The organism is Xenophilus arseniciresistens (assembly GCF_028023875.1).
Classification (GTDB): Bacteria; Pseudomonadota; Gammaproteobacteria; order Burkholderiales; family Burkholderiaceae_C; genus Xenophilus; species Xenophilus arseniciresistens.
The window spans coordinates 19,576-38,214 of record NZ_JAQIPB010000013.1; the positions used below are offsets into that span (position 1 = coordinate 19,576).

Here is an 18,639-nt window from a genome sequence, read left to right on the forward strand (position 1 = left end):
GGCGCGCATGAAGACGCTTGCCGACCGCAGCATTGCGATCGTGGGCTATGCCGAGACGCCCCTGGTGCGCAGGAGCGGCCGCACCGCGCTGTCGCTGGCCGGCCAGGCCGTGGACGCCTTGCTGGCGCAGACCGGCATCGAGCGCGCGCGCATCGACGGCTTCGCCACCACCCTGGCCATGAGCGAAGGCGGCAATCCCTTCTTCAGCAACCTGCTGGCCGAAGGGTTGGGCCTGTCGCTGAGCTGGTGCCAGGCCACCGAGATCGGCGGCGCATCCGCGGGCGGCAACATCGCGCGTGCGGCGGCGGCCATCCAGGCCGGGCTGTGCGACATCGTTCTGTGTCTGGCTGCAGACGCCGTGTCCACCATCGACCGCTCGGCACAATCGGGCCACCGCACCGAATACTGCGATCCGGCAGGCTATGCCGGGCCGCTGTCCGCCTTCGCGCTGCTGTCGAACCTGTACGACCAGCGCCATGGCCTGCCTCACGAGGCGCTGGCCAGGCTGGCCGTCACCCAGCGCGAGGGCGCATTGCTCAACGAGAACGCCTGTGAGGTCTTGCGCAAGCCGCTGACGACGCGCGACTACCTCGAGTCCAGGCTGGTCTCCGACCCGCTGCGCATTCTGGATTGCGTGATGCGCTGCGATGGCGCCAGCGCCGTGCTGGTGATGTCCACCCGGCGCGCGCGCGAGCTGGGCTTCCAGAAGCTCGTGCACCCCGTCTCCTATGCCGAGCGCATCAACTTCGATCCTGCCGAAACCAGCGGCGACATGCTCAAGACCGGCTTCACCGACGTCGGCCCCCGCGCTTTCGGCGCGGTGGGGTGGAAGCCGGCCGACGTGAAGATGCTGCACTGGTACGACGACTTCCTGATCGCGCTGATCCTGCAGCTGGAGCAGACGGGCTTTTGCGGCCCGGGCGAGGGCGGTGACTTCGTGATGGCGCACGACATGCGCTGGAGCGGCGAGCTGCCGCTGAACACCGGCGGAGGACAGATCTCGGCCGGCCAGCCCGGCCTGGCCGGCGGCGGCGTCAACCTCGTGGAGTGCCTGCGCCAGATGTTCGGCGATGCGGGCGCGCGCCAGGTGCGCGATGCCGGCAACGCCATGCTCACCGGCATCGGCGTGATCCAGTACGCCCGCACCTGGGGCACGAGCAGCGTGATGCTGCTGGAGCGCAGCCAATGAGCCGCAACCACAGCGCGCCCCGGCCCGATGTGGGCGCTCCTTTCGTCGAAGGCCTCCGGCAGGGCCGTCTGATGCTGCAGTTCGACCGCAGCAACGGACGTGCGCAGTTCTATCCGCGGCCGCAGAGCCTGTACGGCGAGGCCGGCGTGACATGGCGCGAGGCCAGCGGCCGCGCCATGCTCTTCGCGATGACGCTCAGCCGCGTGGCCCCTCCGCATCTTGCCGACGCACTGCCCTATGTGCTGGCGCTCGTGCAACTGGACGAAGGCCCACGGCTGCTGGCGCGCATCGATGCGCCACCCGGGCAGCTCGCCATCGGCCAGCGGCTGGTGGTGGACTGGCGGCATCCCGATTCAGGCACCTTCCCGGTGTTCAAGCCGGCCGATTGAAGCAGCGCCGTGCGGCGCACGGCGATCCCCATTTCCAAAGAAAAGGAGACAACCCATGATGTTCCGACGCCAATGGCTGGCCCTGTCCGCCCTCGCGCTCTGTGCGCTGGTGCCCTGCGCGGCGCAGGCCGACACCTTTCCCAGCCGTCCGATCAAGATCGTCGTGCCCTTCGCGGCCGGCGGCACCGGCGACGTGCTGATCCGTTCGCTTCAGGAGCCGATGCAGCGGCACCTGGGCCAGCCCATCGTGGTGGAGAACCGGCTGGGCGCCAGCGGCTCCATGGGCACGGTCTTCGTCAGGAACGCGCCGGCCGACGGTTACACGCTGCTGCAGGTGGGCAACTCCACCGTCACCACGCCCATGCTGCAGAAGTCGGCCAACTACGATTCGCAGAAGGATCTGGCGGCGGTGGGCCTGATCGCCACAACCCCGATGGTGTTCCTGGTCAATCCGGTGGTGCCCGCCACCGACCTGCGCCAGCTCATCGACCATGCGCGCGCGAATCCGGGCAAGCTGGAGTTCTCCTCGGCGGGCCGCGGCTCGCTGGCGCACCTGGCCACCGAGTCCTTCAACCAGGCCGCCGGCCTGAAGATGGTGTTCGTGCCCTACCAGGGCGCGGCGCAGGCGGTCAATGCCGTGCTGGCCGGCGAGGTGAAGGTGGCGCTGACCACGCCCTCGGATGCGATCAACGCCTTCGTCAGTGCCGGACGGCTGCGCATGCTGGCGGTTTCGAGCGAGAAGCGCAGCCCGCTGCTGCCGGACGTGCCGGCCATTTCGGAGACGCTGCCGAACTTCTCGATCAACGCCTTCTTCGGCATCTCGGCCCCCGCGGGCACGCCCGCACCAGTGGTCGCCCGGCTCAATGACGCGCTAAACAAGTCGCTGGCCGAGCCCGCCATGCAGGCCAAGCTCAAGGCCCTGGGCATGTTCCCGCGGCCGGCCAACGCCGACAGCTTCGCGCAGATGATGAAGCGTGACCATGCGCTGTGGACAAGCGTGATCACCAAGGCCGGCATCGAGGCCGAATGAGCATGAGCGCCGCCCGGCCGCCCGAAGGCGCCCGCACCGCAGCGGGCCAGCGCGAAGGCGCCCCCGTGAGCAGCCGCCTCGACGACTACTCGCCCGAGCGCCTGGCCGACCGCATGCAGATCCAGGACTGCATGTACCGCTGGTGCCGCGCCGTGGACCGCCTGGACTTCAGCGGCATCCGCGATGTGTTCCACGCCGACGCGATGGACATGCACGGTGCCTACGACGGGCCGGTGGACGGCCTGGTCGACTGGATTCGCCAGCGCCATGCGGCGATCCCCTTCTCGATGCATGCGGTGAGCAACCTGCTGATCGAGTTCGCGGGGCCCGACCTGGCGTTGGTGGAGACCTATGTGCGCACCACCCAGCGCTACCCGGCGCAGGCCCGCGCCGCGCTCGACCAGCTGGCCGGGGGCAAGGCGGGGGCCGGCGACGGGGGCATGGACCTGATGACCTGCTCTCGCTACGTGGACCGTTTCGAGCGGCGCGAGGACCGGCGCTGGAAGATCGCGCACCGCACGCTGGTGGCGGACTGGAAGCAGTTCGTGCCCGTGCCCGAGGGCCAGCCCACGCCGCCCGCATCGCAGCAGACCGGCCGTCGCGACGCCGACGACTTCATCTTCCAGCAACGCCGTGCCTTGGGGATCGAGCCATGAACAGACAGCACTTCCTGCGCCTGACGGTGGGCGCCCTGGCGGCAGGTGCCGCCTGGCCCGCGCTGGCCGCCTATCCGGACAAGCCCATCGTGCTGGTGGTGCCCTATCCGCCGGGCGGCATGGGCACCACCTTCGGCAACATCGTCAGTGAGGCGCTCTCGCCCGGGCTGGGCCAGCGCATCGTGGTGGACTACAAGCCTGGCGCCAACGGTGCGCTGGGCGCGGGCCAGGTGGCCAAGGCCCATCCCGATGGCTACACCTTGCTGATGGCCGTCAACAGCACCATGGCCATCAATCCGCACCTGTATTCGAAGCTGGCTTTCGATCCGCTGCGGGACTTCAGCCCCGTGTCCATGATCTTCACCAACGCCAACGTGCTGGTGGTCAATGCGGCCAGCCCGGTGCGATCGGTCAAGGCGCTGATCGCCCATGCCAGGGCCAACCCCGGCAAGGTGAACTATGGCTCGGCCGGCAACGGCTCCACCCCACACCTGTCGGGCGAGATGTTCCGCCAGCTCACGGGCTCGCCGGTGGTGCACGTGCCCTATCGCGGCAGCGGCCCGGCCATCGTCGATCTGCTGGCGGGCCAGCTCGACTTCCTGTTCGTCGACACCTCCGTGCTGCCGCAGGTGCGTGCAGGCAAGCTGCGGGCTTTGGCCGTCACCGGGCCGAAGCGCCTGGGCGCGGCGCCCGAGCTGCCCACGATGGAGGAGGAAGGCGTGAAGGGCTTCGTGGTCGACACCTGGTACAGCATCTGCGCCCCGGCCGGCACCCCGCCCGAGGCCGTGCGGCGGCTCAACGAGGAGATCGCGAAGATGCTGGCCGACCCCGCGGTGCGCCGGCGCATGCGCGACATCGGCGTTGACCCGGCCGAGGACACCAGCGCGGCCTACCTGCAGCGCACCATCCAGGCCGACAGCGCGCGCTGGAAGAAGTTCATCCAGTCGACCGACATCCGGCTGGATTGAGCCGCCGCCGCTTCGGCGCGCATTCAGTTCAGATCACGCCGTCGCGCGCCAGGGTCTGGATCTGGGCGCTGCCATAGCCCAGCAGCTCGCCGAGCACGTATTCGTTGTCCTCGCCGTACAGCGGCGCCCCGCGCTGCGGCAGGCCGCCCACATGGCTGGGCGTCTTCGACAGCCGCGCCGGCAGCTCGGTGATCGGCCAGGTGCCGATGCGCGCCGCCGTCACCTCGGTCAGCCATTGCTGCTGGGCCAGCTGGGGATCGTGTTCGCAGCGGTCCTCGGCCTTCTGGCACACGCCGGCCGCCACGCCGTGCGCTTGAAGCAGCGCCATGCAGGCGTAGCGCTCCTGGGTGCTTGTCCAGGCCTGCACGGCTTCGTCGAGCAGGTCCTGGTGCTGGATGCGCGAGGCCAGGGTGGCCAGGCGCGGGTCGCGCAGAGCCTCGGGCTCGCCCGCGGCGCGCACGAGTGCATGCCAGTCGGCGTCGTCGAAGCAGGCAATCGCGATCCAGCGGTCTTCGCCGGCACAGCGGTAGGCGCCGTGCGGGGCGGCAGCCAGGTACGGCGAGCGGTTGCCCGTGCGCGAGAAGGGTTTGCGCTGCAGCGCCCATTCAAGGCATTGCACGCCGGTGAGCATCAGCCCGGCCTCGCATTGGGAGGCGTCGATCCATTGGCCTTCGCCCGTCCGCTCCCGGTGCAGCAGGCCCGCCAGAATGGCCTGGGCAAAACCGTAGGCGCCCATCCAGTCCAGATACGAATAGCCCCAGCCGGCCGGCGGCGCGGGCTCGGGCAGGCCGGACATTTCGCTCAGGCCCGTGAAGGCCGCGGCGATGGGGCCCACGGTGCGCATGCGGCCGTAGAGGCCGTGCGCGCCCATGCCCGACTGCTGCACATAGATGAGATCGGGGCGGATCTTTTTCATCGTCTCGTAGCCCAGGCCCCAGCGTTCCATCACGCCGGGCGAAAAGCCCTCGGCCACCACGTCGCAGCGTGCGATCAGCTGCCGCGCGATCTCCAGCCCGCGCGGGTCGCGGATGTTGAGCGACAGGCCGCGCTTGCCGGCGTTCTTGTGGTTGTAGTGGCCGCCCATGGCCGGATCGTCGATGCCCGGCAGCGGCCCTGCGGCCTGCCGGCGCGCCTCGCGCCCGCCGACCGGCGCCATCGCGCCCAGGCGGCTGTCCAGGTTGTCCTTCCATTCGACCTTGATGCATTCCGCGCCCAGCGCCGTCAGCATGCGCGTGCCGCCGGCCGAGGCCAGGAACCACGAGAAATCAAGAATCCGGACGCCCTGAAGCGCGAAGGGCCGACCGGCAGCCGAGCGTGCGATCGGCGCGGCGCGCGCGGCCTCGGCACGCCCGGCGGTGGGAGGCGCTGCGGGGCCATCCTGCGGCGAAGGCCTTTGCTGGCCTGGCGCCGGCGCCGCGCGCTCGGCGATCCAGGCCGTGGTGGAGCCGACCCACTTGCTGCGCGGATAGGGCAGGCCGTCGATCCAGGCGTAGCTGCCGCGCGCGGCCCAGTGGGGGTCGTCCAGGTTCTCGTGCGGCTTGCGCAGCGGCGCCCACATCAGGCCCTGCGCCTGCGCATCCTGCCAGGGCAGATCGCGCAGGCGGAAGCTGCGCACGAAGCGCTGCACCACCTCGAAGACATGGGCCTTGTGCTCGTCGAAGGGGGTGGCGCCGGGCACGTCGCGCCGTTTCGGGTCGCGCATTGGGTCCGGGCCGCGCAGGTCATAGGCCATGCCGCGGGATGCGAGGAAATCGACCACCTTCTGCTCGTCGGCCGCAGTCACCATCCAGCCCAGGTTCCAGCGCCCGTCCTTGGTCTGCGCCAGCGGCGTGACAGGGTTGAGCAGCTCGGCAGAGTGGCGACAGGTCTGGCGCTGCTGGGGGGCGGCGCGCATCACCCACGACATCAGGTCCATCTCGGTCGAGACCGACACGGCGGTGTGGATCGCGCAGCTCACGTCCTGGCCCTCGCCGGTGCGTGCGCGGTGCATCAATGCGGCCAGGATGCCCACCAGTGCCTGCTCGCACGCGATGTGGCTGGCGTGGAAGGCCTGCGGCGCGATCGGCGGCAGGTCGTAGCGGGCCTGAGGATCGGGGTCGTAGCCGGTGTTCATCATCACCCCGCCCAGGGCGAGGTGGATCAGGTCGCTGCCGCGCAGGTCCTTCCAGGGACCGTCGTCGCCGAAGGGTGTGATCCGCGCAGTGACCAGCGAGGGAAATCGCTGGGCGAGCGCGGGCAGCGGCAGGCCCGTCGCGGCTTCGAGTTGCGCGAGGCTGCCGCACAGGAACAGGTCGGCCTGTGCAAGAAGCGCGAGCAGCGCTTCGCGCGCAGCTGCGTCCGGAACGTCCAGCAGCACGGAGTCCTTGTCGCGGTTGTAGGCCGCGAAGTACAGCGAACTCCCATCGGCTGCGAAAGGCGGCATGCGGCGCGAGGCCGCACCCGGCAGGGGTTCGACCTTGGTGACTTTCGCGCCCAGGCCGGCGAGCAGCAGGCCGCAGTACTCGGCCTCGGGTTCGCACAGCTCGAGCACGCGCAGTCCCTGCAACAGGCCTCGATTGAAGGAATGATTGAATGGTTGGACCATTTGAACTATTATAGGGTCGCGCGGATGTTTCCGCGTTATTGATAGAGACCAGGAGACCCTTCGTGAAGATCGCTCGCCTTCTCGCAGCCGTTGCGCTGCTCGTCACCGCCATGGGCGCCCACGCCCAGGAGCCCGCTGCCTATCCCTCGCGCGCGGTCACCATCGTGGTGCCCTTCTCTGCGGGCGGCGCCACCGACCTGTCGGCGCGCATGATCGCCACGCTGCTGTCCAGGCAGCTTGGCCAGCCCTTCGTGGTCGAGAACCGGGCCGGCGCCGGCGGGATGATCGGCATGGGTGCAGTCGCACGCGCCCAGGCCGACGGCTACACCCTGGGCTGGGGCGGGAACAGCCCCATGAGCGTCACGCCCCACCTGACCAGGAGCCCGCCTTACGACCCGCGCACCGCCTTTGCGCCGGTGAGCCTGGCGGCGATCTCGTCATGGACGCTCACCTCGCGGCCTGACCTCGCCGCCAAGGACTTCGAGGGGCTGGTGAAGCTCGCCAAGGCCTCGCCGGGCAAGGTGAGCATTGCGTCTTCGGGCAACGGCAGCGCGCCACATCTGCTGGCGGAAATGCTCAAGCAGTCGGCCGGCATCGACCTGCTGCACGTGCCGTACAAGGGCGAGATCGACGGCGTCAACGCCCAGCTGGGCCGACAGGTGGACCTGATGTTCACCTCCACCTCGGCCGCCACGCCGCAGCTCAAGGCCGGCAAGCTCAAGGGCTATGCCGTGACCACGCCCAAACGCGAGAGCGCCCTGCCCGACTACCCGACCATGGCCGAGCTCGGAAAGCCCGAGCTGACCTTCGAGATCTTCTTTGGCCTGGTGGCGCCGGCGGGCACGCCCAAGGCCGTGGTGGACAGGCTGGCCGCCGCGATGAAGACCGCCGTGGCCGACGCCAACTATCGCGACACCATGGCGAAGGCCGGTGTCAGCGCCACCGGCAGCTCGCCGGAGGAATTCGCGGCGCTGCTCAAGCGTCACAACGAGCGCTGGCTCGACGTCATCAAGCGCAACAACATCTCGATCGAATGAAAACACAAGCCGTCGCCCTGGAGCCCCACGCGGTCAACGCCCAAAGCTACGCGCTGCAGGAGCTGACCTTTCCCCAGGTTCTGGCTCGCTGGGCCCAGCGTTCGCCCCACAAGGTCTTTCTCACCGAAACCGCCAGCGGCCGCAGCTTCACTTATGGCGAGCTGAACGCCTGGACGGACCGCGTGGCGCACGCTCTCGCGGGCTTCGGCGTTTCGCGCGGTTCGCACGTCGGGCTGCTGATGGGAAATTCCGCCGAGCATCTAGCCGCCTTTCTGGCGATCAGCAAGATCGGCGCCGTGTCCGTGCCGGTGAACACCGCGGCGCGCGGCGAGCTGCTGCGCTACTACCTGGCGCAGTCGGACTGCGAAACGGTGATCGTCGATGCCGCGCTGGCCGCGCGGCTGCAGGAGGTGCTGGGCGAGCTGCCACTCTTGCGGCGCGTGCTGGTGCTTCGGACCGGGGAAGAGGGCGAGAGCGGCATCGAGCCGGGCGCCGGGATGGCGGTCGCCGACTTCCATGCGCTGGTCGACGCAGCCCCCGCTGCAGCCTTCGTGCCCCCGGTGCAGCCGCGCTTCTGCGACCTGGTGCTGATCGCCTACACCTCGGGCACCACGGGGCCTTCCAAGGGCAGCATGCTGTCGCAGGCGGCGGCGCTCACCTACGGCACCAGCGCCGCCGAGGCGCAGGGCTACAGGGCGTCGGACATCTTCTATGTCTGCCTGCCGCTCTTTCACAACAACGCCTTGCTCGCCGCCACCGGTGCGGCGCTGGTGTGCGGCGCGTCGGTGGTGATGTCGCGCCGCTTCTCGGTCTCGCGCTTCTGGGGCGAGATCCGCGAATCGCAGGCCACCATCACCAACTTCCTGGGCGCGATGTCCAGCTTCTTGTGGAGCCAGCCGCCTTCGCCCGCCGACACCGACCATTGCCTGCGCCTGGTGAGCATGGCGCCCACACCGAAGTACGCGGCTGAGTTCGAGCAGCGCTTTGGCCTGCGCGCCATGAACAACTACGGCCTGTCGGACTACGGCATGGTGACCTCGTTCACGCAATGGGACCCGCGCGACAAGCTCGGCTCCATCGGCCGGCCGCGGCGCGGCGTGCAGATCGCCATCGTCGATGACGACGACCTGGAACTGGCGCCGGGCGAAGTGGGCGAGATGGTGCTGCGCTTCGACGATCCCTGGCGCGGCACCATGGGCTACTACAAGATGCCCGAAGCCACGCTGAACTCGCGGCGCAACCTGTGGTTCCACACCGGCGACCGCGGCATGCAGGACGCCGACGGCTATCTCTACTTCGTGGACCGCAAGAAGGACTGCATCCGCCGCCGTGGCGAGAACATCTCTGCCTTCGAGGTGGAGCAGATCATCTGCACCCACCCGGATGTGGCCGATGCCGCCGTGTTCCCGGTGGCGACGCCCGCCAACGACGAAGAGGTCGCCGCAGTGATCGTCGCCAAGCCCGGGGCCTCGCTCGACGAGTTGCAGCTGGTCGAACACTGCCAGCGCAACATGGCCTACTTCATGGTGCCGCGCTATGTGCAGTTCCGCGCGTCGCTGCCCACCACCATGAGCCAGAAGGTGGAGAAGTTCAAGCTGCGCCAAGAGCTCGAGGCCGGGCTTTCGCAGGCCTGGGACCGGGAGGCGGCGGGGGTGGTGCTGGCGCGTTAGCCGCACGCGCTGCCGGCGGCGCGTCGGCCTTGACCATGTACGACCGGTGCAACTTGGTCAACGCCGAACCCATCTCGGCCACCGCCTTCTCGGTGTCACGCGCACGCAGGTGCTTGAGCAGCCGCTTGCGCGAGGGGTGCGTGTAGGTCTGTTCGTCGGTCGGGCCGATCGCCTTCACGAACTGGCGGGTGATCTCCATGATCCCTTCGGTGGTCGCGATCAACACCGGGTTGTGCGTGGTCCGTGCCAGCATCACGTGGAAAGCCTGGTGGTGCCTGGTGCGCTCCTCGAAATCGCCCTGCTGACGGGCGCGCTCGGCCGCGGCCACATTGGCTTCCAGCGCCTCGATCTCCTCGTCCGTGATGCGCTCGCATGCCACGCGGATCACCGCCGCGCTCACCGCGATCCGTGCCTCGGTCAGGTGCTGCGGCGTGATGGCCCCGAGGAAGTACAGATCCCGCATGCCCGCCACCACCGCGTTGGAGCTGCCCGGCAGCACGAAGGCGCCGCCGGTCGCACCCAGGCGCAGCTCGATCAGGCCGCTGAGCTCCAGCGCCCGCAGCGCCTCGCGCATGGTGTTGCGGCTCACGCCGAAGCGCTTGGCAAGCTCACGCTCGGGCGGCAGCTTGTCACCGGTGCGCAGCTTGCCTTCGGAGATCAGCCGCCGCAGCTGAGTGGCCACTTCCTGGAAGATGCGCTGCGGGTTGATGGGCGCGACCTCGAAGGACGAGGCGGCGGGCACGGGCTTGCGCGTGGCGGTGGAAGGCATGCAATGAAACTCGATCGGCCGAATGGTTGGATCCATGATAGGGGGCGCTCCATGCGCGACGCCGCCTGCCACGGGCCTTCATGCCATGAATACGCCGCCGTTGACGTCGAGGCACACGCCCGTGATGTAGGAAGCCTGCTCGCTCGCCAGGAACACCGCGGCCGCGGCAACCTCGTCGGTGCTGCCCAGCCGGCCCACCGGGATGGCCTTGACCGCCGCCGCGATGACCTCGGGGCTCGACAGCGAGGACAGTGCGGTCTCGATGCGCCCCGGCGCAATGCAGTTGACCGTGATGCCATCGGCCGCATGGCTGCCGGCCAGGTGGCGCGTGAGGCCGATCAGCCCCGCCTTGGAGGCGGCATAGTCCACGCCTGCGGGCGCGACGAAGGTGCGGCCCGCGCGCGACGCGATGTTGATGATGCGGCCGAAGCGACGTTGCCGCATGCCGGGCAGCAGCTCGCGTGAGAGCAGGAAGGGTGCGGTGAGGTTGATGCGCAGCACGCGCTCCCAGTCCTCGGTCTGCACTTCCACCGGGGGCACGGGCTGGCCGTCGCGCTTGCGGGACACGCCCGCACAGTTGACGAGCACGTCGCAGCCGCCGAAGAGCTCGGTCATGCTTTTCGCCGTGCCCAGCACCTGAGCCTCATCGCCCATGTCGGCGACATGCCCCTGCACTGACGCGCCAAGGCGGACGGCGGCCGCGTGCACGGAATCGCTGATATCGGCCAGCAGCACACGGTGGCCCAGTGCGGCGAGGCTGCTGCCAATGGCCAGGCCGATGCCGGCGGCGCCACCGGTGACGAGAACGGAACGTGGGGTCATAAGCTGGCGATTGTGCTAGGATTGGTCCATCCATTCAATTATCTGACTTTTGGAGTCCAGCAATGAAATGGCAGGCGTTCATCCCGGGAGCGGGGCCCATCCAGACAGAGGCCCGCCATGGCCAACGGCACTGAACGCACGCTGCGCGGGCGGGTGGCCATCGTCGGCATCGGAGAGACGGCCTACTACCGGCACGGCCAGTCGCCCGATGCCGAGTTCAAGCTGGCGCTGAAGTCGATCCTGGCCGCCTGCGAGGACGCTGCGATCAGCCCGCGCGACATCGATGGCTTCGCCTCCTTCAGCAATGACCGCAACGATCCCTCGCGGCTGGCTGCGGCGCTCGGTCTCAAGCAGTTGCGCTCCACCACCATGCAATGGGGTGGCGGCGGCGGCGGCAACTGCGCGGCCATCGCCAACGGTGCAGCCGCCGTCGCGGCGGGCCTGTCGGACTGCGTGGTGGCCTTCAGAGCGCTGGCGCAGGGGCAGTTCGGCCGCTTCGGCCAGGCACCCACGGCGCCCACGATCTCTGGCGACATGGCCTGGCAGGCGCCCTATGGCGTGCTGTCGCCGGGCCAGAAGTTCGCGATGAAGGCGCGCCGCTTCATGCATGAGCATGGCGTGAAGCAGGAGGCGCTGCGTGCCATCGCCATGGCCTCCTATGCGCATGCACAGCGCAACCCGCGCGCCGTGATGCACGGCAAGCCACTGACCGAATCCCAGTACGACGACTCGCGCTGGATCGTCGAGCCCTTCCACCTGTTCGACTGCTGCATGGAGAACGACGGTGCGGCGGCCGTGATCATGGTTCCGGCCGAGCGGGCCAAGGACTTCCCGAACCGACCCGTGTATGTGCTCGGCGCGGCCACCGGCTCGGACGAGCGCGTGGCCGCAGTGCCGCACAACACGCCCAACTACGCCAGCTCCAGCTTCGCCACGGTTGCGCCCAACCTGTATCGCATGGCCGGCGTCAGCCCGAAGGACGTGGGCGTGGTGCAGAGCTATGAGAACTTCACCGGCGGCGTGCTGATGGCGCTGGTCGAGCACGGGCTCTTCAAGCCCGAGGAAGCCAACGACTTCCTGAAGCTCGAGAACCTGCTGGCGCCGGGCGGCCGGCTGCCGCTGAACACCAGCGGCGGCAACCTGGCGGAGTGCTACATGCATGGTTTCGAACTGGTGCTGGAGGCGGTGCGCCAGGTGCGCGGCACTTCCACTGCGCAGGCGCCACGCAACGACGTGGCGCTGGTCATCGGCGGGCCGATGGTCACGCCCGTGAGCAACCTGATGCTGGGCTCGGAGGCCGTGCTGTGAACACGCAAACCTATCTGCCGCCGGGGCTGCCGATCCCCGTGCCCGAAGCCGACGGCCTGTCGGCCCCGTACTGGGCCGGGCTGCGCGAGGAACGCCTGAAGGTGCAGCGCTGCAGCGGTTGCGGCACCTGGCAGTTCGGCCCGGAATGGATCTGCCATCGGTGCCACCGCTTCGACCCCGAATGGGTGGAGGTGGCGCCGCGCGGGCGCATCTACAGCTGGGAGCGGGTGTGGCATCCGGTGCACCCGTGCCTCAAGGGGCATGGGCCGTACCTGGTCGTGCTGGTGGAACTGCCAGAGGTGGGCGGCGTGCGCATGCTGGGCAATCTGCTGGGCGATCCGCAGCAGGAGGTGGTGATCGGCGCGCCCGTGGAAGGCGTGTTCGAACACCACCCGCAGGCCCAGCCCGCATTCACGCTGCTGCAGTGGCGCCGCACGACAGCAGCCTGAGGCCGCAAGACAGCCTGCCGCTGGGGCTGATCGTCACGCTGGGCATCGCGCACGCCGCCTTTGCGGGCGTGCGTTTCGCCATCACCCTGCATGCGGCTGCGCTGCAGGCCACGCCGTTGGCCATCGGCACCTTGCTGGGGCTGGTGATGGTCGTGCCGATGCTGGCGGCCGTGCGCATCGGGCGCTGGTCGGATCGCCTGGGCTTTCGGCCCTTTGCCATCGGCGGCTTCGCGCTGCTGCTGGCCAGTTGCCTGGTGGTGGCCGTGTGGCCGCACATGCCATCGCTCTATGTGGCCAGCGTGCTCAGCGGCACGGGCTACATGTCGGCCCACGTGGCCGTGAACCTGGCCATAGGCCGCGCCAGCGCGGCGCATCGGCGCACCGACGCCTTCTCGGCCATGGCAATCGCCTTCTCGCTCTCGGGTTTCGCCGGGCCCATGCTGGCGGGTGCCACCATCGACGTCCTCGGCCATCGCTGGGCCTACCTGGCGCTGAGCGCCTTTCCGCTGGTCAGCCTGCTTCTGCTGTGCAGGGTGGCTCCGCGGCGGGTGGGCGCCCACGCGCCGCCCTCGGCGCAGGCGCCTGCGCGCATCGCAGACCTGTTCGCGCACCCGCCGCTGCGCGCGGTGTTCGTGGTCAGCGGCCTGCTGTCGATGGGCTGGGATCTGTTCACTTTCCTGGCACCTTTGCAGGGCGTACGCGCGGGCCTGAGCGCGACCCTGACCGGCCTGGTGATGGGCGCCTTCAGCAGCGGCACCTTCGCCATCCGCCTGCTGCTGCCGCGCATCTCGCGCGGGGTTGGCGAATGGGCGACCATGGGCGGTGCGCTGCTGGTCACCTCGCTGGGCTACCTGGCCTTCCCGCTGCTGAGCGACTTTGGCCCGCTGGTGCTGGCGGCCTTCCTGCTGGGCATGAGCCTGGGCTGCGGGCAACCGGTGTCGATGGCACTGGTGCACAGCCACTCGCCCGGCGACCGTGCCGGCGAGGCGGTGGGCCTGCGCTCCACCATCACCAGCGCCAGCCAGACCTTCCTGCCCATGCTCTTCGGCGCGCTGGGCACGGCCGTGGGCATGGCCGCGGTGTTCTGGGCGGTCTCGGCGCTGTTGGCCGCCGGGGGGGCCTTCGCTATCCGGCGGCGCTGAGGGCGCGACGCCGCCGAAGGCTTGCCGCAAACCCCAGCCCGGTGGCGGCAAGCGCCGCGGCAGGCAGCAGCAGCAAGGTGGCATAGGCCTGGCGGTCGATCGTGCCGCCAAAGGCCATCGCCCCCAGGGCCTGGCCACCGAAAAGACTGAAAGAGAAGAGCGACATGGCACTGCCGCGCGCCAGCGGAGCCATCTGCGTGGCCAGCGTCTGCAGCGTGCTGTGGAAGAGATAGGTGCCAAAGCCCAGCAGCAGCGCCAGCGCCGCGGCGGTCCAGGCCAGCGGAAGCAGCCACAGCCCACCCAGTGCGGCCGCCATCAGCAGGCCTGCGAGCGCCACCATGCGCACTTCGCCCAAGGCGCCGACGATGCGGCGCGCCCACGCCACATAGGCAAGCCCGCCCACCGCATACAGCGCGCAGATGCCGGCAGCCACCGGCAGGCTCAATCCCTGGCGCACATGCAGGTAGCTGGGCAGGTAGCTGAGCGCGCCGAGCAGGAACAGGCCCTCGATGAAGACGGCGCTCAGGACCACGCGGGCCCAGGGTTGAGCCAGCACGGCGCCCAATCCGCCGCCGCCGGCAGCAGGGGTCTGCGTTCCGGCCTGCGAAGCGTTGCGCCACAGCAGTGCGCCGACCATGCCGTAGGCCAGGCCAAGCACCGCGAAGGCGCCGCGCCAGCCCCAGGCGCTGTCGGCCAGGAAGCCGCCCAGCAACTGCCCAAAGACCATGCCGGAGAGCGTGCCCATCAGCAGCCGTGCCAGCGTGGCCTGCCGCGCCTCGTAGGCCACGGCATCGCCGATCCACGCCATGGCCAGCGGCACGATGCCGGCTGCGGCCACGCCCCATGCCGCACGCCAGACCAGCAGCGTGTCGAAGGAGTCGGCGAGTGCCGCCGACATGGCGCACAGGCCGCAGGCCGCCACTGCGCAGACCAGCAGCCGCTGCTTGCCGAAGCGGTCGGCGAGCGGGCCTGACAGCAGCTGGGCCAGGCCGTAGGCGACGGAGAAGGCGACGATGAGCCGCGCGGTCTCGCCCGTGCTGCGCTGGAACTCGGTGGCCAGGCGCGGCAGCAGCGGATCGCACACGCGCAGCGCCGCCGTGCTGCAGAAGGCCGCCGCTGCCAGCAGGTGCACCGGCGCGCCGGCCGCAGCGCTCATCACTGCCAGCGCTCGATCACCTCGATGACGGGCGTGGCCTGCTTTGGCGCCGCGGCCTGGATGCGCGATGGCGTGCGGGAGAAGCGCGGCGCGGGCGCCGGCTGCAGAACCCCATCCACTTCGATGAAGGTCGCGCGCGAACAGTTGTGCGGATGCGCAGGTGCCTGGGACAGCGGCAGCACGGGCGCAAAGCAGACATCGGTGCCCTCCAGCCTGGCCGTCCACTCGTCGCGCGTGCGGCGCTTGAAGATCTGCGTGAACGCCTCGTGCAGCAGTGGCCACTGCGCGCGGTCGTTCTGCGCGCCGTGCAGTTCTGCCGCAACGCCCACGCGTTCGCAGAATTCGGCGAAGAACTGGGGCTCGATTGCACCCAGCGTGACGTACTCGCCGTCCAGGGTTTCATAGACGCGGTAGTAGGGCGCGCCGCCGTCGAGATGATTGCTGCCGCGTCGCTCGCTGAAGACGCCGCGCATCTGCTGGCTCACGAAATTGGTCATCAGCGAGGCCGCGCCATCGCTCATGGCGGCATCCACCACCTGGCCGCGGCCGGACAGGCCCGCCTCCCGCAGCGCGGCCAGCACGCCCACGATCAGATACAGGCTGCCGCCGCCGTAGTCGCCGATCAGGTTGAGCGGCGGTACCGGCGGGCCGTCCTTGGGGCCGATGGCATGCAGTGCGCCGCTGATGGCGATGTAGTTGAGATCGTGTCCCGCCGCCTGCGCGAGCGGGCCCTCCTGCCCCCAGCCCGTCATGCGGCCATAGACCAGGCGCGGGTTGCGCGCCAGCACGGCGTCGGGGCCGAAACCCAGGCGCTCCATCACGCCGGGCCGGTAGCCTTCGATCAGCACGTCGGCCTTTTCCAGAAGCTCGAACACCTCTTCGCGCGCGGCGGCGTCCTTCAGATCGGCCAGCACCACGCTGCGGCCACGGCCCGTCAGGTTGTGCGGCTCGCCCAGCTTCTTGCCGGGGCGGTCGATGGTGACCACATCCGCACCCATGTCGGACAGCAGCATGCAGGCAAAGGGGCCGGGGCCGATGCCGGCGAACTCGACGACGCGCAGGCCCTGCAACGGGCCGCTGGCCTGGGCGGCGCGCGAAGAAAAGGCGTTGGAAGTGGACCGATTGTTCATTCTTCAAAGTTTAATGGTCAGTCCATTGCAAGTCCATGCGATTTTGAAGTCAGACCGTTGGGGCCCATGGGCTATCCTCGCTGCAAACAGTTCTGCCGCTCCATCTTCATGTCCACATCGCCAGCCCTGTCCTTTCAGGAGGTCAAGACGCGCCGCGTCTTCGAGGAAATCTGCGAACAGATTCGCAAGCGCCTGGCTTCGGGCGCGCTCAAGCCGGGCGACAAGCTGCCCGCGGAACGCGACCTGGCGGTGGAGTTCAAGGTCAGCCGTCCGGCCGTGCGCGAGGCCCTGCGCACGCTGGAGATCTCGGGTGTCGTGTCGCTGCAAAAGGGCGTCAAGGGCGGCGCCTTCATCCGCGATGGCAACCCGGCGATGCTGACCCAGTCGCTGCAGGACCTGATGATCCTGGGCCGCGTGACGCTGGCCGGCCTGGCCGAGGCGCGGCGGCTGATCAACGGCATGGTGATCGAGCTGGCCTGCGAGCGCGCGACCGAGGAAGACTTCCTGGCCATCGAGCGCAACATCGAGGAGATCGATGCGAGCGAAGACCTGGTGCGGCGTGCCGACGCGGGTGTGCGCTTCTTCGGCCTGATCGCACGGGCCACCCGCAACGAAGTGCTGACCATGCTCGTGGATTCGCTGTCAGACATCATCCGCTACGTGATAGACACCTCGGGCCGCAAGGCCCGGCCCGAGCTGGTACCCGTGCGCCGGAATCTGCTCAAGGCCATGCGCGCGCGTGACGCGAAGGCGGCGGTCAGGCACATGGACCAATACCTCACCATCGTCCAGGAAGGCATGGACGCAGCGCCCGCCGTGGCTGCGGCGCCCGCACCCGCGCCTGCGCGCAAGAAGGCGGGCGCGCGGCCCGTGCAGGCGGCGCGCTGAGCGCAGGGCGTCCATCGGGCGCCTGCTTTCCCTTTCTCCCTCCCTTTCCTCCTGGCCGGCTGATCCCGGCCTTTCGTCGTTGCCGATCCGGGGGGCGGATCCGACGGGTGCCATGCAGGGCTTGACAGGCTTCGAAGCAAATCTAGAATGGTCAAACCATTCAAATACAGGCGCCTGCCTGGTTCAACCTTCCACGCATTCCCCACTCGAGGACCTGTCATGAGCGAGATCGTCGTCAACGAAGCCAACCAATGGCGCCTGAACACCCCCGGCTCGGCCGGCTGGGAGAAGTCGCCCCATCCGGACGCTGCCAACAAGTACCTCATGATTTCGGCGGACACGCACGCCAATGAGCCCGGCAACCTGTGGGCCGAGCGCATCGACGCGAAGTACCGCGACCGCCTGCCCAAGGTCTGGATCGACGACAAGGGCGTGCAGTGGCGCAAGATGGAGGCGTCGGAGCAGCCGGACCGGCTGATCCTGGCCAAGCTGGAGGGTGAAGACCTGGCCCGTTCCAAGGCCGGCGCCACGGCGTCCGAGCGCGGCCCGAGCGTCGAGCAGCGACTGAAGGACCTCGCGCTGGACGGCATCGACGGCGAGATCATCTTCCCCGGCAAGGGCCTGGGCATGTGGTACACCTTCGATCCCGATTTCGCCCATGCGCAGATCGAGGTCTACAACACCTGGGCCTGGGAAAACTTCGGCCCGCACGTGGAGCGTCTGTCGCCCGCGGCCGCGCTGGCCACCGGCAACATCGAGGCCACGCTCAAGGAAATCGACCGCTGCCTGAAGCTGGGCTTCCGCCACTTCACGCTGCCCTGCAAGCCGCTCTTCGGCCCGCCCAAGACCAACGAGCTGAACTACAACAAGGTCGATTTCGACCCGATGTGGGCCCGCTTCGTCGAGGCCGGCGTGCCGGTCACCTTCCACGTCTCCACCGGCAAGGACCCGCGCACCACGCGCGGCAATGGCGGCGCGGTGGTCAACTACGTGGTGCATTCGCTTTCGCCCACGCTGGAGCCGCTGGTGAACATCTGTGCCTCGGGCGTGGCCGAGCGATTCCCCGAACTTCGCTTCGGCAGCGTCGAAGCCGGCATCGGCTGGGTGCCATGGATGCTCGACGCGATGGACGAGGCCTACCTCAAGCACCACTTCTGGGTGCGACCCAAGCTCAAGATGCTGCCTTCGGACTACTTCAAGGCGCGCGGCTTCGCCACCTTCGGCGAAGACCGTGCCGGCCTGGGCCTGATGGAGGAGCATGGCCTGCAGGACTGCTTCATGTGGGCCAACGACTATCCGCACCACGAAGGCACCTGGCCGCATTCGGCCCAGGCCATCGAGCGTCAGATGGGCCACCTGAGCGAAGTCTCTCGCCGCAAGGTGCTGGGCGAGAACGCCGCGCGCGTGTTCGGCTTCAAGGAAGTCGCCTCCAAGTACGGCCTGCAGTTCTGA

17 protein-coding genes are annotated in these 18,639 nt (G+C 69.1%); 12 read left to right on the forward strand and 5 right to left on the reverse strand.

The genetic code is table 11. The features are described from left to right. Positions 1-7: 7 nt before the first annotated feature. Genes PGB34_RS21695 through PGB34_RS21715 form a run of 5 tightly spaced genes read left to right on the forward strand, consistent with a single transcriptional unit; the run spans position 8 to position 4,232 of the window. On the forward strand, positions 8-1,189 hold the full coding sequence (locus PGB34_RS21695; RefSeq protein ID WP_271430193.1) for a thiolase family protein: 1,182 nt from the start codon (positions 8-10) through the stop codon (positions 1,187-1,189). After that, complete coding sequence (locus PGB34_RS21700) at positions 1,186-1,578, forward strand: Zn-ribbon domain-containing OB-fold protein (RefSeq protein WP_271430194.1); 393 nt, start codon at positions 1,186-1,188, stop codon at positions 1,576-1,578. Before PGB34_RS21695 ends, PGB34_RS21700 begins: the two co-directional genes overlap by 4 nt. A 55-nt stretch (positions 1,579-1,633) precedes the next feature. Further along, complete coding sequence (locus PGB34_RS21705; RefSeq protein WP_271430195.1) at positions 1,634-2,608, forward strand: Bug family tripartite tricarboxylate transporter substrate binding protein; 975 nt, start codon at positions 1,634-1,636, stop codon at positions 2,606-2,608. 2 nt (positions 2,609-2,610) lie between these two features. Further along, complete coding sequence (locus tag PGB34_RS21710; protein WP_271430196.1) at positions 2,611-3,264, forward strand: nuclear transport factor 2 family protein; 654 nt, start codon at positions 2,611-2,613, stop codon at positions 3,262-3,264. Next, complete coding sequence (locus PGB34_RS21715; RefSeq protein ID WP_271430197.1) at positions 3,261-4,232, forward strand: Bug family tripartite tricarboxylate transporter substrate binding protein; 972 nt, start codon at positions 3,261-3,263, stop codon at positions 4,230-4,232. The genes PGB34_RS21710 and PGB34_RS21715 overlap by 4 nt, the downstream gene beginning before the upstream one ends. A gap of 28 nt (positions 4,233-4,260) precedes the next feature. Here PGB34_RS21715 and PGB34_RS21720 read toward each other — a convergent pair whose 3' ends face one another. Further along, positions 4,261-6,816: a CaiB/BaiF CoA-transferase family protein gene (locus PGB34_RS21720; protein WP_271430198.1), complete on the reverse strand. Its 2,556-nt coding sequence runs from the start codon at positions 6,814-6,816 to the stop codon at positions 4,261-4,263. 62 nt (positions 6,817-6,878) lie between these two features. Between PGB34_RS21720 and PGB34_RS21725 the strand changes: the two genes are divergently transcribed. Together PGB34_RS21725 and PGB34_RS21730 are read left to right on the forward strand one after the other, a co-directional pair. Continuing rightward, positions 6,879-7,853 carry a Bug family tripartite tricarboxylate transporter substrate binding protein gene (locus PGB34_RS21725; protein WP_271430199.1) on the forward strand — a complete coding sequence of 325 codons (975 nt, stop codon included), beginning with the start codon at positions 6,879-6,881 and terminating at the stop codon, positions 7,851-7,853. Beyond that, on the forward strand, positions 7,850-9,523 hold the full coding sequence (locus PGB34_RS21730) for an AMP-binding protein (RefSeq protein WP_271430200.1): 1,674 nt from the start codon (positions 7,850-7,852) through the stop codon (positions 9,521-9,523). The genes PGB34_RS21725 and PGB34_RS21730 overlap by 4 nt, the downstream gene beginning before the upstream one ends. Here PGB34_RS21730 and PGB34_RS21735 read toward each other — a convergent pair. Both PGB34_RS21735 and PGB34_RS21740 read right to left on the reverse strand, forming a co-directional pair. Then, complete coding sequence (locus PGB34_RS21735; RefSeq protein WP_271430201.1) at positions 9,444-10,292, reverse strand: FadR/GntR family transcriptional regulator; 849 nt, start codon at positions 10,290-10,292, stop codon at positions 9,444-9,446. The two genes, PGB34_RS21730 and PGB34_RS21735, sit on opposite strands and share 80 nt — an antisense overlap. Positions 10,293-10,370: 78 nt before the next feature. Beyond that, complete coding sequence (locus PGB34_RS21740; RefSeq protein WP_271430202.1) at positions 10,371-11,114, reverse strand: SDR family NAD(P)-dependent oxidoreductase; 744 nt, start codon at positions 11,112-11,114, stop codon at positions 10,371-10,373. 117 nt (positions 11,115-11,231) lie between these two features. Between PGB34_RS21740 and PGB34_RS21745 the strand changes: the two genes are divergently transcribed. From PGB34_RS21745 to PGB34_RS21755, 3 genes are read left to right on the forward strand one after another with little or no spacing between them, the layout of a single operon-like run. After that, entirely contained in the window at positions 11,232-12,422 is a 1,191-nt protein-coding gene (locus PGB34_RS21745) for a thiolase C-terminal domain-containing protein (RefSeq protein WP_271430203.1), read from the forward strand. Further along, positions 12,419-12,871 carry a Zn-ribbon domain-containing OB-fold protein gene (locus PGB34_RS21750; protein WP_271430204.1) on the forward strand — a complete coding sequence of 151 codons (453 nt, stop codon included), beginning with the start codon at positions 12,419-12,421 and terminating at the stop codon, positions 12,869-12,871. The genes PGB34_RS21745 and PGB34_RS21750 overlap by 4 nt, the downstream gene beginning before the upstream one ends. Then, positions 12,847-14,013 carry an MFS transporter gene (locus PGB34_RS21755; RefSeq protein ID WP_271430205.1) on the forward strand — a complete coding sequence of 389 codons (1,167 nt, stop codon included), beginning with the start codon at positions 12,847-12,849 and terminating at the stop codon, positions 14,011-14,013. Before PGB34_RS21750 ends, PGB34_RS21755 begins: the two co-directional genes overlap by 25 nt. Here the strand turns inward: PGB34_RS21755 and PGB34_RS21760 are convergent. Beyond that, positions 13,997-15,169, reverse strand: coding sequence for an MFS transporter (locus PGB34_RS21760; protein ID WP_271430206.1), 1,173 nt, complete (start codon positions 15,167-15,169; stop codon positions 13,997-13,999). The genes PGB34_RS21755 and PGB34_RS21760 overlap by 17 nt on opposite strands. Beyond that, positions 15,169-16,299, reverse strand: coding sequence for a CaiB/BaiF CoA transferase family protein (locus PGB34_RS21765; protein ID WP_271430207.1), 1,131 nt, complete (start codon positions 16,297-16,299; stop codon positions 15,169-15,171). Before PGB34_RS21765 ends, PGB34_RS21760 begins: the two co-directional genes overlap by 1 nt. A 108-nt stretch (positions 16,300-16,407) precedes the next feature. Between PGB34_RS21765 and PGB34_RS21770 the strand changes: the two genes are divergently transcribed. Both PGB34_RS21770 and PGB34_RS21775 read left to right on the forward strand, forming a co-directional pair. Next, positions 16,408-17,187, forward strand: coding sequence for a FadR/GntR family transcriptional regulator (locus tag PGB34_RS21770; protein WP_271430208.1), 780 nt, complete (start codon positions 16,408-16,410; stop codon positions 17,185-17,187). A gap of 219 nt (positions 17,188-17,406) precedes the next feature. After that, the gene (locus tag PGB34_RS21775) at positions 17,407-18,639 is read left to right on the forward strand and encodes an amidohydrolase family protein (RefSeq protein ID WP_271430209.1); all 1,233 of its coding nucleotides are present in this window, start codon (positions 17,407-17,409) and stop codon (positions 18,637-18,639) included.

Bases quoted from the DNA above. Each gene is read 5' to 3' on its own strand.
- PGB34_RS21695 (WP_271430193.1), top strand. From the start codon at position 8: ATGAAGACGCTTGCCGACCGCAGCATTGCGATCGTGGGCTATGCCGAG.
- PGB34_RS21700 (WP_271430194.1), top strand. From the start codon at position 1,186: ATGAGCCGCAACCACAGCGCGCCCCGGCCCGATGTGGGCGCTCCTTTC.
- PGB34_RS21705 (WP_271430195.1), top strand. From the start codon at position 1,634: ATGATGTTCCGACGCCAATGGCTGGCCCTGTCCGCCCTCGCGCTCTGT.
- PGB34_RS21710 (WP_271430196.1), top strand. From the start codon at position 2,611: ATGAGCGCCGCCCGGCCGCCCGAAGGCGCCCGCACCGCAGCGGGCCAG.
- PGB34_RS21715 (WP_271430197.1), top strand. From the start codon at position 3,261: ATGAACAGACAGCACTTCCTGCGCCTGACGGTGGGCGCCCTGGCGGCA.
- PGB34_RS21720 (WP_271430198.1), bottom strand. From the start codon at position 6,816: ATGGTCCAACCATTCAATCATTCCTTCAATCGAGGCCTGTTGCAGGGA.
- PGB34_RS21730 (WP_271430200.1), top strand. From the start codon at position 7,850: ATGAAAACACAAGCCGTCGCCCTGGAGCCCCACGCGGTCAACGCCCAA.
- PGB34_RS21735 (WP_271430201.1), bottom strand. From the start codon at position 10,292: ATGCCTTCCACCGCCACGCGCAAGCCCGTGCCCGCCGCCTCGTCCTTC.
- PGB34_RS21740 (WP_271430202.1), bottom strand. From the start codon at position 11,114: ATGACCCCACGTTCCGTTCTCGTCACCGGTGGCGCCGCCGGCATCGGC.
- PGB34_RS21745 (WP_271430203.1), top strand. From the start codon at position 11,232: ATGGCCAACGGCACTGAACGCACGCTGCGCGGGCGGGTGGCCATCGTC.
- PGB34_RS21760 (WP_271430206.1), bottom strand. From the start codon at position 15,169: ATGAGCGCTGCGGCCGGCGCGCCGGTGCACCTGCTGGCAGCGGCGGCC.
- PGB34_RS21765 (WP_271430207.1), bottom strand. From the start codon at position 16,299: ATGAACAATCGGTCCACTTCCAACGCCTTTTCTTCGCGCGCCGCCCAG.
- PGB34_RS21770 (WP_271430208.1), top strand. From the start codon at position 16,408: ATGTCCACATCGCCAGCCCTGTCCTTTCAGGAGGTCAAGACGCGCCGC.
- PGB34_RS21775 (WP_271430209.1), top strand. From the start codon at position 17,407: ATGAGCGAGATCGTCGTCAACGAAGCCAACCAATGGCGCCTGAACACC.